Source organism: Pseudomonas sp. A214 (assembly GCF_900156295.1).
In the GTDB taxonomy this organism is placed as follows: Bacteria; Pseudomonadota; Gammaproteobacteria; order Pseudomonadales; family Pseudomonadaceae; genus Aquipseudomonas; species Aquipseudomonas rhizophila.
This window is the reverse complement of sequence record NZ_LT707062.1, coordinates 39,094-55,746: the sequence shown is the minus strand read 5'-3', so window position 1 is coordinate 55,746 and position 16,653 is coordinate 39,094. Positions and strand designations below refer to the sequence as shown.

Annotated in this window: 8 protein-coding genes; 1 reads left to right on the top strand and 7 read right to left on the bottom strand. The window is 61.1% G+C overall.

Going from position 1 to position 16,653, the window contains the following annotated elements; all coding sequences use genetic code 11:
• Nucleotides 1-58: 58 nt before the first annotated feature.
• On the top strand, nucleotides 59-7,129 hold the full coding sequence (locus tag BW979_RS00210) for a TcdA/TcdB pore-forming domain-containing protein (RefSeq protein ID WP_076382844.1): 7,071 nt from the start codon (nucleotides 59-61) through the stop codon (nucleotides 7,127-7,129).
• Nucleotides 7,130-7,183: 54 nt separating this feature from the next.
• On the opposite strand, the gene BW979_RS00205 is transcribed toward BW979_RS00210, so the two are convergent.
• The 7 genes from BW979_RS00205 to BW979_RS00175 form a co-directional block, all read right to left on the bottom strand.
• Entirely contained in the window at nucleotides 7,184-7,780 is a 597-nt protein-coding gene (locus BW979_RS00205) for a MarC family protein (RefSeq protein WP_076382842.1), read from the bottom strand.
• Nucleotides 7,781-7,843: 63 nt separating this feature from the next.
• Nucleotides 7,844-10,618 carry a hybrid sensor histidine kinase/response regulator gene (locus tag BW979_RS00200; protein WP_076382840.1) on the bottom strand — a complete coding sequence of 925 codons (2,775 nt, stop codon included), beginning with the start codon at nucleotides 10,616-10,618 and terminating at the stop codon, nucleotides 7,844-7,846.
• Between the two features lie 99 nt (nucleotides 10,619-10,717).
• Nucleotides 10,718-12,013, bottom strand: a complete 1,296-nt coding sequence (gene purD, locus BW979_RS00195; RefSeq protein WP_047227384.1) for a phosphoribosylamine--glycine ligase — start codon at nucleotides 12,011-12,013, stop codon at nucleotides 10,718-10,720.
• Between the two features lie 188 nt (nucleotides 12,014-12,201).
• Entirely contained in the window at nucleotides 12,202-13,809 is a 1,608-nt protein-coding gene (purH, locus tag BW979_RS00190; RefSeq protein ID WP_076382838.1) for a bifunctional phosphoribosylaminoimidazolecarboxamide formyltransferase/IMP cyclohydrolase, read from the bottom strand.
• An 83-nt stretch (nucleotides 13,810-13,892) separates the two neighbouring features.
• The gene (fis, locus tag BW979_RS00185; RefSeq protein ID WP_025211617.1) at nucleotides 13,893-14,213 is read right to left on the bottom strand and encodes a DNA-binding transcriptional regulator Fis; all 321 of its coding nucleotides are present in this window, start codon (nucleotides 14,211-14,213) and stop codon (nucleotides 13,893-13,895) included.
• The gene (dusB, locus tag BW979_RS00180) at nucleotides 14,210-15,217 is read right to left on the bottom strand and encodes a tRNA dihydrouridine synthase DusB (protein ID WP_047227386.1); all 1,008 of its coding nucleotides are present in this window, start codon (nucleotides 15,215-15,217) and stop codon (nucleotides 14,210-14,212) included. The genes fis and dusB overlap by 4 nt, the downstream gene beginning before the upstream one ends.
• Nucleotides 15,218-15,402: 185 nt before the next feature.
• Nucleotides 15,403-16,653 carry a DUF3426 domain-containing protein gene (locus BW979_RS00175; RefSeq protein ID WP_076382836.1) on the bottom strand — a complete coding sequence of 417 codons (1,251 nt, stop codon included), beginning with the start codon at nucleotides 16,651-16,653 and terminating at the stop codon, nucleotides 15,403-15,405.

Below are 16,653 nucleotides of genomic sequence, written 5' to 3'. Positions count from 1 at the left end.
GGGCGGTCATCGTGCAAGGCTGTCCTGTATTTATATACGATAAATGGAAGTATTGTTTATGAGTGAATCTGAGCGTTCATCGGCGGATGACTACGTCGATTTTGTGAGTTTGTTGAAACTAAAGGATCTTGAACGGGCCTTAATGCCGTACAAGGGTTCCGAACAATATGATTCGGTACTTCGGTATTACTTTGGTTGTATCGCCTTGTTGGATTCTGCGCGCATGTTGGAACCGTTGGGGCTGCTCAAGCAGGCGGTGGGAACCTTGCAGGGAAACAGCCGGCGCCGTCGTGCGCCGGAGCCGCTGAGCACCGATGGCGCCGGGCCTGCGAACCTGGCGCAGATACAAAACAAAATCGAGGGTTTCGAAGCGCGCCTGCACAACAGCTTCGAGCAGTTGAAACTACCCGCTACCGAAGTGCCGAAAAACCTGCATTTTGTCTGGCTTGGGGGCGGCGTCGGGGCGATTCAGCGTGATTACATCAATATCTGGAAAAAGGTGATGGGCCCGCAGGGCTATCGCCTCAGTCTCTGGTATGACAGCGACGCGCTGCTGGCCTATGAGACCAACCGGATCATTGTCGAAGCCGCGAAGGCCGATGCCATGCTCAATGGCGGGCAGGCCAGTGTCGATCCGTTGGAGTTGGGCGACCGTTATGAAGAACGCGCCATCGTCCTGAAGCAGCAGATGTATGCGCATATCACCAAGGTTGTGAAGAACGGCGGCAGTGCCGATGAGGCTCGAATCGATCTGCTGGTTCGCGCCTACGGCCAGGATAAGGCGCGACTCAATACCCTGATGAACGATAACCGCCTCAGCCTCACGGCCTTGGCTGAGGGTTGCCTGAGCCTGCGCGACGTTGCCGCCGGTCAAGCACCCCTTCACTTGCGGGATATCTACGAACGCGAGATCAGTCTGCGTGGCATGTTTGCCGGGGGCTCCGACATTGTGCGTGTCGAAGCCCTGTTCGCCGAAGGGGGCGGCTATGTCGATATCGATCACCTGCCGCCCTTGCTGGAGAAACTGGGGGAGGTGGACATTCGTGAGTTCAAGACCGACGCGCGCCTGGGGGTGTTGCAGTTGTTGCTTGATCGAAACCCGGATTGGATGCCCGGCCGTCAGGCATTGCGCAGCCAGTACACGGATTATCTCCACGCGATCCCGTCGCAGCATCGCGATGCGCTGGAGCGGTTCGCTAAAAGCCAGCCCGAGTTGAACCGCGTTTTTCGCCCGCCGGTGGAGCGTCTGGCGCGTCCGTACGAGCTGCGCGCTGTTGCCGCGCGAAACTCGTTGAGCAACGCTTTTTTGATGGGCCACCCTGGGGCGGCGATGCTCAAAACCGTGCTCGAGCGTTTCAGGCTCAACTATGAAATCGTCGATGCCACCGCGCGCCTGGCCGATGAGCAAAACGTTGCCCTTACCGATGCCCAGAGCATGATCGGCCTTGCGCGTCAGGCCGCAACGCAGATTTTCGGTGCGTTTCACGAGCTGTCGCCGGAAGCGGAAATGGCCGCGGCGTTTCTGGTGGAGGCGGCCGCCACTTACTACAGCGACGGTATCCGCCCCCAGAGCGAAGTGACGATCTACCTGACCGGCCCAGCCGCCATGCGCGAGGGGATGGCCGATTTCCACCGGGCGCATTTCACCCCGCGAACCGCCGAGCAGTGGCGCGCGGAGGCGGTCATCGCCGCCGTCGGCAGCGTCAATGGGGCCACCGAGGAGGAGCTGGATCACTCCTGGAAGGAAAACGAAAGTGACACCGGGCAATGGCTCGTTAACGAGAAAAAACGCTGGCAAGAGGGCCGGTTCAAGGCTCGTTATGCCGGCGATATGGCCGAGCTGCTCAAATACCGTACGCTCCAGTTCGATGAAGGCTGGCCGGTGATCGAGGGGCGACATGTGTTGTCCACCGAGCTTTTGCAGCATCTGGCCGATGAGCTGGGTAAGCCGTTCATGCAGATGATGAGTCTGGGCCATGACGGGACGGTGATTTTCGACAAGGCGATACCGCTGGGTTTTGATGAACGTCAGTCGATCCTCGCCCAAAGCGCCAGTGCGTTGCCGCCAGCATCGTTGAGCGATCAGCAAACGCGCCGGTTGTCCGTCGTTGAGCTTCTGGAGCGCCTCGCCAAAGGTGATTTTGAAGTCGCTCAATTGAGTCCCCTGCAACGTCTGCTGCTGGGGGGCTTGACCGGTGCGACGGCCTTGGATAATCGCAGCTTCGATGCGGTACGCCCGCAGTTGGATAACCTGGCCAACAACGTCGCGAACCAGGGAAGCGCTGGCGGCTATGCAACGATCGAGCATGCGTTGTACCAACGTAAGGCGCCGGCTTTTCTGGCCGGGCTTGCCAGTGCGGCCGAGTATCCGCCAGGGCATGAGGAAACCGCCCTGGCCCTGAAGAAAAACGCCCTGGAGCAGCCTTTGACATTGTGCCAATGGGGCCAGCACGTCGCGCGGATCCGCCAGGTGGCGAAGCTTGAATACCGTGTCCGGGTCGTTGAACGCCTCGGTACTGTCCTGGACGATTTCGATGCCGACACAATCAAGCTTGTACCTCAGGATCTGCTGCTCCAGGGCGATGGCGACAGGGTGGGCGGACGTTGTTATCCCTTGGCCCTGGCAATGGCGGCAGCCTTGTCGCAGGACAAGGTTGCGGTCAACACCTTGCGTGAGCGGTTCTACCTGGGGGTGATCGAGCCTCAGGCCAGTGATTCGCAGACGTTCCTCAACTGCGTGGAGTCGTTGCGCGATGTGCAGATCGGCGACGTCGGCCGTGGGTTGGCGCGCTCGGATCTGAATGCGGTGGTGGACATTCTGCAAGCCAGGACAACGACCAGCACGCTGATGCTCAACTCCGACAATCACGCCATGCTGGTGGCCAAGACCCTAGAGGGGGAGCGCAGTACGTATCACTTCTACGATCCGAATTTTGGCGTATTCGAGTTCCAGCAGGCGACACGCTTCAGGCAAGCCTTGGAGCAGTTCTTCCTTCAGCACGAGATGGCCAGTTATTACGCCGCGTATGGCGATGCGGCGCGCCCGACCTTCGATCTCATCGACCTGGACGGTGCCAAGGTGGCGAGCCTGGCATTGTCTGGTGCAATTGAAGTTTCCAAACTGCTGCAACCCGGCGCGCTGCCCGGGCAGGCGCAGCGCCCGGTCAGACAGCGCCTGGCCAATGCCCGGGGGCAGTCGCTGCAGAGTAATCCTCGATTGGGCAACTGTCTGCTGGCGCTGGATGGCCAGTGGTGGGGGCAACAGATCGCGCAGGCAACGGCCCATCTTCAGCAGGCGGGTCAATTGGCATCAGGCCTGGTGCCGTTGTTCGAAACCCTGGAGGTCATGTCGAACGGATCGTACCGCATAAGCCTGATCGATCCTGAGAGTCCCGAGCAACTGGTACGGGTCGTCACTGACGACCATCGACTCTTGCGTATAAAAAGCTACCTCTCGGAACGTTTTTCAGCCTTGGCCAATAAACCGTCCGTGCCCAGCGATCCCACCGAAGTGGGCAGCGTCCATACCCTGAACGCCGGTTTCGCCATACAAGCATTGATGAATGCATTGAGACGGCAGGAAGGGCCTGATCGCTCCCTGACGCTGGCGGTGCGCTTGCATGGCTATGTCAATTACGCGCAATTGGTTCACGGCAACGTGGTGGATATCGCGGGCCTGGTGGGGCTGGTGCGTCAGGCACTGGCTGAAGAAAAACTGATTGCCCGTACCGTCGCGCCAGTGGTGAAGGCGGCGGTGGGAAGCAGCGTGAGCGAAGCGACAGGGGGGCTGCTGCAACTGGCGAATGTCGGCTTCGACATCTATCAGTTGTCGACTGCCCGAAACGAAGTGGAACGCGCGCAGTTCGGCACCCAACTGGCGTTCGACTCGGCCGGTCTGGCGTTGTCGGTAGGCGCTTACGCCGCCGGTGCCACCACCGCCGGAGCGTTTCTGGGCGGCGCCGCGGTGATGCTGGGCGGGCTGGCGGTGGGGGTGGCCGCGCTGGCCCAGGGGTTCGCCACCATTGCTGAAGAAGCCAAACAAGTCGGGCTTTTCTTCGATGAGGCTACAAAAGCTCATCTTCAGCCTTATCACTTTGATGTCCCCAGTGGGGCATGGCTGCCGCGTTCTTCGTTGATCGTTCAGACGCTGGACCTGACCCGCTCCGAGCTCGTGCTGGACAGCCCCAGGCTGTATCCGCTACGTGATCATTTCGGCGTGCCGACCTTTGATGACGATTACCGCCGGGCAATCGATATCCGTCGAGAGCTGAATCTGCCAGGTCGGGTCAAGTTCACGCCGCCGGCAGGCCAGGTCGTCCTGCCTTGCACACCGCAAACCTGTTATCGCTACGAGTACAAGGCGCTGCCCTTCGCGAGCCTGCGCCATGACACCGGTTTCGACACGGCCCGGCGTCTGGAAAAAAGGAAAGCGGATGGTGGCTGGCTGTTCCTGTTTTCGTTCTATTCGTTTCCCAGCGACTACATCCTCTACCGCATGGTGCCTGACTATCGGCCAACAGTGATCGATGTGTGGCTCGATTCCGTCGATCGCTCGCTGGTGGTGCCCGTTCTCCCTGCCGTCTGGCACGCAAAGGTAGCCTATCGGATTCGGGGTGCCGGAAAACGCTGCGCGTTGGGACTCAATCCCGGCGTGGGCCTGATCCTTGAGTCGGGGCCTGCGCAGAAGTCCAGTTGGGTATTGGACGCCCCTTGGGTCGGCGAGAGCGACATCCGTTTCGAGGGTTCAGGGAAACTGTTTATCGGTGAGCTCCAGGTGACGCTCACGGGAACGGGGAGCCATGAAATTGTGCTCAAGATCTCCGACAATCAAGTGTTTCAGGTTGAGCTGCAGGCGCGCAAACTCACCCTCGTCGAGCAGGATGTGCCACCGGGCATGAGTCGACAGGCGTTGCAGGGGCACCTCAAGACTCTGGCTCAAAAGCACCGCCTGGTGATGCCGTATACGGCGGTGCACCATTATCTGATTCCGTTCGAGGCACCGGACGAGCCCCGCTACGTTACGGCCTGGTATGACGCGAAGGAGGACCGCTTCCTGTACATCCGTGACGATATGCCGGGTGTCGATGGCGCTGTGTTGGGAGCGGTGGCGGGTGCTTCCTGTTACTTCTACGACCCGCAGAACCTGATCATCTGGCAAGTCGACGCGGTGACCGGGCTGTTGAGCCATCGTTATTGGCTGTGGGGCGCAAGCAATGTCGCAAGCACCATCAAGCGCGTCGAGGTGGATGCACAGGGGGTGATTCATGTCGTTCAGCAAATCACCCGCAAGGATCAGGCCCGCGATGTTCTCGTTTATGTGATACATGAGGGGCAACTGCTGCTCAGTTCGATCACTCGGGACCTGGACCTGGCATTGGAGTCGGTCCTGAGTGCCAGCGAAACACTGGCCGACTGGTCGCTGATCCTTGGTAACGGCTACCCCTTTACCCCATCCGCCAGCGAAAAGGACAGCTTCATCACCGTCAACTGGCGGCCTGCCCCCTTTGTTTCGGTTTGCTGGAAGCCCGAGGCGCAGTGGCGGGACATGGCCTGGGTTCGCCGCGGCGATCACTTGATCATCCGTCCCTCACCTCGCCGCAATCATCACCGTGGCTGGGCCGACTCGATCAAGCACATGACTGACCTGACGTTGCTGACACCGGCGGGCGACAGCGATGTGTTTGTCATCTATGACCGGCTCAGACAGGAACTGTGTCGCAAGCAACGTACCGAGGTGGCGGGAAAGGGACACTGGTCCGAAACATGGATGCGCCCGCAGAAGCTGGAAAACGTCATGGCGGTTGACGGCGGCTACGTCGCCCTGACGTCAGAGGGCCTGTTCTTCAACCTGACGAGCCAGGGCAGACTGGCCTTGGGCGGTTTGAGTGAAGTGTGGCTCAAGGATCGGGCGCACTGGTGGTCCGCATTGGAGCCCTTGGCCCGGCAATACGCAACCGACAGCTTTGCCCTGATCGGCTTGACCCACTTGAACGGTGACGCGAGGTTGTGTGCCTGGTACGTCGGCAACCGATTGTTGCTGGCTGAATGGGGGCATGCAAAGCAAGTGCGCCTGCTCGGCGTTACCCCGGATAGCGAAGCGGCCTGGCTGTTCGATGTATCGAGTGGCGAAGTCTATCGCCAGGCATTCATTGATCCGCAGAAACTGGAGTCCGCTTTTGGCCAGGGTTCGCAGTTGCTGCAGGCTGATGCGTTACCCGCCGCGGAGCGTGCGTGGGCGCCCTGGCAGTTTGTCGAACTGACGGTCGAAGGAGTGGGGCTGCGTGGCGTGACATTCGAGGGCGTGGTGGTTGTGCTGCGAGACCGGGAGCCGGCGTTGATTACCGGCGTCACTCACGAATGGGTCGTCGCACAAGGTGGCCGGAAGCTCGAGGGCCTCAAACAGCTGGCGGCCCAGCCATTTCGCAGCGCACTGCTGTCAGTGGAGGAGCCCGGTAACCTGCAATGGTTCGTCGCCGAGACCGAGCGTGTGATTCGGGTTCCCAAGACGGCCATTCCAGAGTCCTTTGAACTATTGGGTACCCAGCAGCGGAGCAACGTGCTGCTTCATGAAAGCAGGAACGGAAAGCTGCTGACCTTGCCGGGTATGGAGCATCTTGGGCCACTCAGTTACATCCGGCGTGATGCCGAGGTTCTGGCCATTGAGGGCCAGATGAAGATCGATGATCTTCTTGCGCTGATGCCGGATGATGTTACGACTCTGGTCCTGCGCATGGGGCAAGGCGCGGTGAGTTACAGGTTGTCGAAAGCGGCCTGGTTGAGAGTCAAGTCGGTCATTCTCGATTGCCGGCACTCGCTGGGCAGCGCGCAGACAATCCCCGGTAAGTTGATCTGGGAGCACGATGAGCCTGACCAGTTGTTGCTGAGCCCCATCCATGAACATCTGGTGATCATCGACCCGAACAGTGGGCACAGTGTGATTTTTCGTGAAGTGTATGCGGCGGATGTCAACTTGCGCGGAGAAGTCGTGCTCAGCTTTGGAGGAAACCGGCATTACACCGTCTCGACACTGATTGAGCAGTTGGGTGCTTTGCAGAATGCCAGCAACGGTGTCGCGCTCAAAGAGTTGTCACACGTATCGTATGAGGAGGAAAGCAATCTGGTGAGTTGACCACGGTCCGATATTCGCGCTGGGGTCTTACGTCGCAAGCAGACCGCTGCTGTGTCAGGGCACCAGATAGCCTCTGACCCCGGTAAAGATGATCTGCGCGGCCAACGCGCAGACAAACAACCCCATCAGGCGGCTGACAATCTGTAAGCCCTGGTCACCGAGAATCCGCTCGATGCGGCTGGACAGGTAAAGCACCACGCCGACGGTAAAGCTGGCCAGGGCGATGCTGATGATGGCCATGAGTTTGTCGTCCCAGTGCGGCTGGCTCACGCCCATCACCAGCAGGGCGCCAATGGTGCCGGGGCCGACCGTCAACGGAATGGTCAGCGGGACAATGGTCACGTCCTGCTGAACATTATCTGTCTGTACGGCTGATTTGCCTTGGGCCATGCCCAGCGCCGAAATGAACAGCACGCTGCCGGCGCCGATTCGGAACGCATCCACGGTGATGCCGAACACGCTGAAAATCACCCGTCCGAACAAATACAGCAATACGCTGGACACCAGCGTCGCGATCGCGACTTTCCAGGCCAGGCGCCGTTGTTCCTTGCGCGAGTAGCCGCGAGTCAGGCTGATAAAACACGACAGCACGAAGAAGGGGCTGTAGAGCACCAGCATCTTCAGATAAACGCTGAACAACACATGAAGCATGGTCGAGGCTCAAGGCGGAGAAAGACGTCGGGGAGTCTATCAGGCGTTTTGGTGTCTGTCGGCTCAGGACGTCTGCGCTGTACGATTCTGCTGGTCGCGCTGGGCCACCCAGTGTTCGATCAGCTCGCGCAGTTGCGACAGTTCCACCGGTTTGGCCATATGGCCGTCCATCCCGGCCTGACGGGCGCGTTCCTTGTGTTCGGCCAGGATGTGCGCGGTGAGCGCGACCACGGGGGTGCGGGTGCGCTGGTTACCCATTTCCCAGGCGCGTAGCTGTTGCGTGGCGGAAAAGCCGTCGAGGATCGGCATTTCGCAGTCCATCAAGACCAGGTCGTAGCGCTGCTCCTTCATGGCCTTGAGGGCTTCCTCGCCGTTGCTGGCGGTATCGGGTTGCAGGTTGAGCTTGCCGAGCATGCCACGGATGACCTTGGTGGAAATGCTGTTGTCTTCGGCCACCAGGATGCGGAAGTCGCTGGGCACTTTTACCGGAACGACAGGACCGGCGCCCATCGGAATGCTCGGCGCCTGGCCTTTGTTGCGCTGGTTGAGTTCGTCCGCCAGGGTGGTCTTGAGGGTATAGCCGGCCACCGGTTTGGCGAGGATGCGCTTGACCCCGCTGTTGCGTGCCACGACCTTGCTCGGCGCGTTGCTGATGCCGGTGAGCATGATCAACAGGATGTCGTGATTCAGGCTCGGGTCTTCCTTGATCTTGGCCGCCAGTTGCATGCCGGTCATGCCGGGCATGTTCTGGTCCAGCAGCACCACGTCGAAGTAGTCCCGCAGGTGCGCCTTGGTGCGCAGCAGCGCCAGGGCTTCCTTGCCCGATGGTACGGCGCTGACGTTCAGGCCCCAGGCGCTGCATTGCTGCACGAGCACTTTGCGGCAGGTGTCATTGTCGTCGACGATCAACACCCGCGCCCCTTGCAGCGGACTGTCGAGGTCGGAGGTCGGATGTTCGAGGCGATCCGGGTCCAGGGGCAAGGTCAGCCACAAGGTACTGCCCTGGTTGCTGCCGCTTTTGATGCCGAACTCGCCGTGCATCAGCATGATCAATTGACGGGCGATGACCAGGCCCAGGTTGCCGCCCAGGCGGGTGGCCGAGAGGAAGTTCTTGCTGTGCAATTCGGCATGCATCAGCGTGTCGCGCTCTTCGGCGTCCATGGGTGTTCCGCTGTCCTGCACCGCGATGCGCAGGCGCGGCTGATTGCTGCGCTCGTCCAGCGCCACGACGATCAACACTTCGCCCTCGTCGGTTTTTTTCAGGGCGTTTTCCAGCAGGCTCAGTAGCGCCTGGCGCAACCGTGTCGGGTCACCGCTGATCACTCGCGGCACCTGGGGTTGGATAAAGCTGATCAGTTCGACATTCTGCTGTTCGGCCTTGGCGCGGAAGATACTCAGGCAGTCCTCGATCAGCGCATTGAGGTCGAACTGCACGTCGTCCAGTTCGATCTGCCCGGACTCCAGCCGGGAAATGTCGAGGATCTCGTTGATCAGGGTCAGCAGTTCGTTGCCGGCGCTGTGGATCGTCTGCACGTAATCGCGCTGCTTGACCGACAGCGGCGTGCCCAGCAGCAGTTCGGTCATGCCCAGTACGCCGTTCATCGGCGTACGGATCTCGTGGCTGATCTTGGCCAGGAACTCGGCCTTGGCATTGATCTCGGCATTGCTCGCCGCCAGGTCGCGGCTGATGCTGAAACGGCTCTCGTTGATCGAGCGCTGGCGCTCACCCAGGGCGACACTCATCAGCAGTCCGCTGACGCAGATGAACCCCAGCAGGGTGATGATCAGGCCCTGGGGAGCGACTTCCGTCAGCCCTTGCAGGGCCGGCAGGATGATCAGCGTGCCCAGGTTGAAAACCACCATGGCGGCGACAAACAGCCGTGCCGGGCGATAGCCCTTTTGCCAGTGCCAGGCGCTGACAAACAGCATGCTCAGGCCGGCCAGCGCGACCAGGGCATAGGTCATGATATTGAGCGGCAGTGTGTTCACGAACAACAGCAGCAGGCTGCAGAGCGTGATGAACACGATGTCTCCCAGCAGCAGCCGGTTCAACGGGTGCGGCCCCAGGGGGGCGAAGAAGCGGTAGGCGAACATCAGGCCGCAGGGCGCGGTCAGCAGCAGGGCCAGATAGGCCCCCGGCGTCTGAATGGCCGGCCAGTCGGGCAGCCAGGCTCCAGCCAGGTTCAACAGCAGCACCAGGCTGAGCATCAACAACCCTTCGCAGGCCGCCAGCCACAGGCAACTGCGTGAGCGGGTATAGGCGTAGCGGGTCAGGTTGTGCAGGATCAGCATCGCGATGCAGCCGAACAGCAACCCGTAGATCAGCGTCTGGTTCTGGTTGGCCGCCGCCTGAATCGCCGTTTCCAGGGTGACATAGGGCCGCAGTTCGTGCCGGGACGCCAGGCGCAGGTAGACGTCCAGCTGTTTGTCGCTGCGCGGCAGGGCCAGCATGTAATCGCTGCTGGGCAGGGGTTGTTCGATACGGGGCAGGGCATCGCCGCCGACCTGTTGGTCCACCAGGGTATCGCCGTCCAGCACATAGAGGTTCAGGCGAGACAGGTCGGGTGCAAAGATACGCAGTATTTGTTCATGTGGGTCGGGGGCCAGCCGGAAACGCAACCACAATGCCCCACCCGGCTCGGCGGCCTTCAGGCGGTCCAGGTCGATGGGGCTGAATTGATTGGTGTAGCGGGCAGAACGGATGTCGCTCAGCTTCAGGTCGCCCTGTTCGTCGAGCAATACCGCCCAGCCACTGCCTGGCGCGGCCTGAGCCGGGAGCGTGCAGAGCAGTGTCAGCAGGGTGACGGTTAAACCTATGGCAATCCTGAGCCAGCGCACGGCGAAATCCCTTCGTAGGTTGATGCCAGATTATAACTATGCGCGGCGCCGGAGCAGACAGGCAAGGGCCATGGGCGCTTGCCGGTCTGAATGGCCGGGTTATTCCAGATTTTCGCCACGCTCGCGGGCAATGGCACGGTAGCCAATGTCCTTGCGGTAGAAACAGCCTTCCCAGTCGATCTCGGCGGCAAGCTTGTAGGCCTGCTGCTGAGCCGCGTCGACACTGGACCCCATGGCGGTGGCGCAAAGTACGCGACCGCCGGCGGTGACCACCTGGCCATCCTTCAGCGCGGTCCCCGCATGGAAAACCTTGCCTTCAAGCCCGGCTGCAGCCTCCAGGCCTTGTATCGCATTACCTTTAGCGTAGTCGCCCGGATAACCCCCGGCTGCCAGTACCACACCGACGCTCGGACGCGGATCCCACTGGGCTTCGACCTTGTCCAGAGCCTGGGCCAGGGCCGCTTCGACCAGCAGCACCAGGCTCGATTGCAGGCGCAGCATCACCGGCTGGGTCTCAGGATCGCCGAAACGGCAGTTGAATTCGATGACTTTTGGGTTACCAGCCTTGTCGATCATCAGGCCGGCATACAGGAAGCCGGTGTAGACGTTGCCTTCCTCGGCCATGCCGCGCACGGTCGGCCAGATGACCTGGTCCATGACCCGCTGATGGACCTCGGTAGTGACCACCGGGGCAGGGGAGTAGGCACCCATGCCACCGGTGTTCGGGCCGCTGTCGCCATCGCCAACACGTTTGTGGTCCTGGCTGGTGGCCATTGGCAGGACGTTCTTGCCATCGACCATGACGATGAAGCTGGCTTCTTCGCCGTCGAGGAACTCTTCGATCACCACCCGGGAACCGGCGTCCCCGAAGGCATTGCCGGCCAGCATGTCGCGCACGGCGTCTTCGGCTTCGGCCAGGGTCATGGCTACGATCACGCCTTTACCGGCGGCCAGGCCGTCGGCCTTGATCACGATCGGCGCGCCTTTTTCGCGCAGGTAAGCCAGGGCCGGATCGATCTCGGTGAAGTTCTGGTAGTCGGCGGTCGGAATCTTGTGACGTGCCAGGAAATCCTTGGTAAAGGCTTTCGAGCCTTCCAGCTGTGCGGCTCCGGACGTCGGGCCGAAGCAGTCCAGGCCACGGGAACGGAACAGATCGACCACGCCGGCGACCAGCGGCACTTCCGGGCCGACGATGGTCAGCGAGACGTTCTTCTCGGCGAAGTCGGCCAGTTGTTCCAGGGCCAGCACGTCGATGGCGACGTTTTCGCATTTGGCTTCGATGGCGGTACCGGCATTGCCCGGTGCCACGAAAACCTTCTGCACACGCGGATCCTGAGCCACTTTCCAGGCCAGGGCGTGTTCACGGCCACCGCTGCCAATGATCAAAACATTCATTTCAAAAACCTCGGATGACGCTGATTCTGTTTGGAGCCTAGGGCGTTTTGCGCCATAGGAGGTCGCAATGAAGTCGGTAGATGCAAGGCGGAGTCGACCTTGATGAGCGGAGTTGCCTTTTGGCAATGAGCATCATCGAGGTCGGCTCCAACGCAGCAGATGCCGGCTTCAGTGCGGCCGTTGTCTTGTTAGTGACGGAAGTGGCGCATGCCGGTGAATACCATGGCGATGCCGGCTTCATCAGCCGCCGCAATCACTTCAGCGTCACGCATCGAACCACCCGGCTGGATCACCGCAGTGATGCCGACCTTGGCCGCGTTGTCGATGCCGTCGCGGAACGGGAAGAACGCATCGGAGGCCATGACCGCGCCCTGTACCTGCAAACCGGCGTGTTCAGCCTTGATCGCGGCGATGCGGGCCGAGTTCACGCGGCTCATCTGGCCGGCGCCGACGCCGATGGTCTGGCGGTTCTTGGCGTAGACAATGGCGTTGGACTTGACGTACTTGGCGACTTTCCAGGCGAAGATCAAATCGTTGATTTCCTGCTCGCTTGGGGCGCGCTTGGTCACCACTTTCAAATCTTCGCTGCCGATCATGCCGATGTCGCGACTTTGTACCAGCAGGCCGCCGTTGACACGCTTGTAGTCCCAGGCCGGCGCGCGGTCGGCCGACCATTGACCGCAGGCCAGCAGGCGCACGTTGGCCTTGGCGGCGACGATGGCACGGGCTTCTTCGCTGACCGAAGGGGCGATGATCACTTCGACGAACTGACGCTCGACGATGGCCTTGGCGGTTTCGGCGTCCAGTTCACGGTTGAAGGCGATGATGCCGCCGAAGGCCGATTCGGTGTCGGTGGCGTAGGCCAGTTCGTAGGCCTGGCGGATGCCGCCCTCGGCGTCCGGGCTGACGGCCACGCCGCACGGGTTGGCGTGCTTGACGATCACGCAGGCGGGCTTGACGAAGCTCTTGACGCATTCCAGCGCCGCATCGGTGTCGGCCACGTTGTTGAACGACAGTTCCTTGCCTTGCAACTGGGTGGCGGTGGCGATACCGACTTCGGCCGGCTTGGCTTCCACGTAGAACGCCGCGCTCTGGTGCGGGTTCTCGCCGTAGCGCATTTCCTGGGCCTTGATGAACTGGGTGTTGAAGGTGCGTGGGAATTCGCTTCGGCCTTCGGTCGACAGGGTTTCAGCGGCCTGGTTCACGGTGCCCATGTAGTTGGCGATCATGCCGTCGTAGGCGGCGGTGTGTTCAAAGGCCTTGAGCATCAGGTCGAAACGCTGGGCGTAGGTCAGGCCACCGGCCTTGAGGTTTTCCAGCACGCTGGCGTAGTCACTGGCGTTGACCACGATGGCCACGTCTTTGTGGTTCTTGGCCGCCGAGCGGACCATGGTCGGGCCGCCGATGTCGATGTTTTCAATGGCGGTCGGCAGGTCGCAACCTGGCTTGTTGATGGTGGCTTCGAACGGGTAGAGGTTGACGGCCACCAGGTCGATCGGCTTGATGCCGTGCTCGTTCATGATGGCGTCGTCGATGCCGCGACGACCCAGGATCCCGCCGTGGATCTTCGGGTGCAGGGTCTTGACCCGACCGTCCATCATTTCCGCAAAACCGGTGTAGTCCGCGACTTCCACTGCGGCGACGCCATTGTCCTGCAGCAGCTTGAAGGTCCCGCCGGTGGAGAGTATCTCGACGCCCAGCTGTTGCAGTTCGCGGGCGAATTCGAGGAGCCCGGTCTTGTCGGAAACGCTGATCAAGGCGCGGCGGATCGGCAGGCGGGTGGTCTGGTCGGTCATTTCAATTTCCATCAAAAGCAAGGGAAGTCAGCAAAAAAGGCGACCGTTTTTTACGCGGGCGCCTTTCTGGTTTGATTGAATGCTTACAGCAGATCGTACTGCTTGAGTTTCTTGCGCAGGGTGCCGCGGTTCAGGCCCAGCAGCTCACTGGCCTTGGTCTGGTTGCCCTTGACGTAGTTCATCACGCTCTCGAGCAGAGGTGCCTCGACTTCCGAAAGCACCAGGTTGTACACATCCGTGACGGCAGCGCCCTCAAGGTGGGCGAAATAATTGTGCAGCGCCTTCTCGACACTCCCGCGAAGGGTCTGACCTTCTTCGCTGGGCGTATTGAGGTGCTGTTTCAAATTTACGTTGTCGCTCACGGGTGTTATTCCACTCACTAAAGTCTCGGTCATCATCGTCATGCGGCCACCCCTTCGTCCCCTGTCAGGCTCTTGTAACGCTCAGCGAAGAACGCCTGAACGTCGGCGCATTGTGCTTGCGTACCATCCAAACGATTGAAACGGGCGCGAAACTCCCTGGCGCCCGGCAGGGTTGCGAGATACCAGCCCACATGCTTGCGAGCGATGCGTACACCCATGACTTCTCCGTAGAAGGCATGCAGCGCGGCCAGATGCTCTAGCAGAATACGTTCCACCTCGGACAGTTGCGGCGCAGCGAGCTTTTCGCCGGTGCGCAGGAAGTGTTCGATTTCACGAAAAATCCATGGCCGCCCCTGGGCAGCCCGGCCGATCAACAACCCGTCGGCACCCGTCGCGTCCAGCACGTACCGGGCCTTTTCGGGCGAGTCGACATCGCCGTTGGCAAAGACCGGCATCGACACCGCCTGCTTGATCGCGGCAATGGTGTCGTACTCGGCCTCGCCGGTGTACAGGTCGGCACGGGTGCGGCCATGCACCGCCAACGCCGTGATGCCTGCCTGTTCGGCGATCTTGGCCACCGTCAGGCCGTTCTTGTTCTCCCGGTCCCAGCCGGTGCGGATCTTCAGGGTCACCGGCACATCGACTGCGGCGACGACCGCCTGCAGGATCTCGGTGACCAGCGCTTCATCCTTCAACAGTGCCGAGCCTGCAGCCTTGTTGCAGACCTTCTTCGCCGGACAGCCCATGTTGATGTCGATGATCTGTGCGCCCAGCTCGACATTGGCCCGGGCCGCCTGCGCCAGCATCTGGGCATCGCCACCGGCGATCTGCACCGAGCGGGGCTCGGGATCGCCTTCGTGGATCATGCGCAGACGCGATTTGCGGGTGTTCCACAAACTCATGTCGCTGCTGACCATTTCCGAAACTACAAGCCCGGCGCCCAGTCGCTTGCACAGCTGACGAAAGGGCTGGTCGGTGACGCCCGCCATTGGGGCGAGAACCAGGCCGTTCTGTAATGTATATGGGCCGATGCGTACCGCCGACATAGGACTTCCCTGAAGTGGGGCCGGATCATGAGACTTCGAAAAAGGGTTGGCATGATACCCGCTCTCGATGACTGGATAAAGGTCGAATTGGATAAAATCTGAACAGCTATTTTGTTATCGCCAGCGGTTTGGTTCGGGTGCGCTGAGTCAGAAAGCTGCCGCCAATCGCCCGGCCCGGGTGTGCATCACTCTGGTGAATGAAAGCTCAGGCTGTAGTTCACCGCTTTAGGTCCCGGGTCGAGGATATCCAGGGCAATATGAATGGGCGTCTGCGGCGGCATTTCCCCCAGGCCTTCGACATCGCCGCCCAGATATTCACCGGGCTTGAAACGGCGACTGGCGATCAGATGCCCGTTGAGGTCGGCGAAACGCAGCTCCAGCAGCGGGAAAGGCTGGGAGAACGGCGCACGGTTGTAGATGATTGCGTCCACCACCAGGGCGCCGCTGAACTCCGGATGGCTGCGCACCACCAGGTTGCTGCTTTTGATTTTGCCGATGTCGACCTTGGACGGCACGTCGCAGCCGATGGTCGGGCAAATCTGCAGGAACCACGGGCGATACTGATCCTGACGGGCCAGTTCTTCGAAGTGGTAGGCGATGTACTGGCCGGCCAGGGCCGCGGCGGCGAACAGGATCAACAGGCCCCACAGCAAACGCCGGCCCCAGGGCGAGCGACGCTTGCGCCAGTCCAGTTGCAGCGGATCGTCATCCAGGTCCTGAAGGGCCTCGGCGCGTAATCCGGGTTCATGGCGCTCGCGTGCCTTGCGCGTCGGCACCGCTTGCAACGGTGCTTCGTCGTGATCATCGTGATCATCGCTGGCAGACAGACTTTCCAGGTGTTCGTGGGGCTCGTCGTCCGGCTCCAGGCGTAGCGGGGTGACCGGCTCGTCGTCCGGTTCCAGCGGTTCCAGGGTCAGGGGCAAGGACAAGGACAAGGACGGTTCGGTGCGCGGTGGGCGGGCCGGTTCATGGGGCTCGAACGGTTCGACCGGGGTTTGTAGGGCCGTTTCGTCGCGCTCGCTGGCGGATTCGCTGTACAGGCTGTCGGACCAAGGCTCCTGATCGTTCGAGAGCGGGTCGCGTTGCGCGCTCAGGTTGTCTTCACGACGTCGGCCGAAGGTATCCGGCGCACGCTTGTCACGCCGCTCCAGTCGAGCCAGTTCCTTGTCCAGATCATCGAGGTCCAGCTCGGCGGCGGTCCATTGCTTCTGGCTGATCGCACGGGGCGGGGATTCGGCGGCGGGCGTCTTGATTGGCGGTGCCAGGGGCGTGACGGTTTCCTTGGCAGTGTGCTGTTCCAGCAATTGCCGTGCGGCATTGAACACTTGCAGGCACGAGCCACAGCGAACCACCCCGCGGGCCACGCTCAATTGAGTATGGCTGACGCGAAAACTGGTGTGGCAATGCGGGCACTGGGTGACGAAACTGTCAGTCAT

Coding starts and splice junctions, on each gene's coding strand:
- fis (WP_025211617.1), bottom strand. CDS start 14,213: ATGACGATGATGACCGAGACTTTAGTGAGTGGAATAACACCCGTGAGC.
- BW979_RS00175 (WP_076382836.1), bottom strand. CDS start 16,653: ATGACTGACAGTTTCGTCACCCAGTGCCCGCATTGCCACACCAGTTTT.
- BW979_RS00210 (WP_076382844.1), top strand. CDS start 59: ATGAGTGAATCTGAGCGTTCATCGGCGGATGACTACGTCGATTTTGTG.
- BW979_RS00205 (WP_076382842.1), bottom strand. CDS start 7,780: ATGCTTCATGTGTTGTTCAGCGTTTATCTGAAGATGCTGGTGCTCTAC.
- purH (WP_076382838.1), bottom strand. CDS start 13,809: ATGACCGACCAGACCACCCGCCTGCCGATCCGCCGCGCCTTGATCAGC.
- dusB (WP_047227386.1), bottom strand. CDS start 15,217: ATGTCGGCGGTACGCATCGGCCCATATACATTACAGAACGGCCTGGTT.
- purD (WP_047227384.1), bottom strand. CDS start 12,013: ATGAATGTTTTGATCATTGGCAGCGGTGGCCGTGAACACGCCCTGGCC.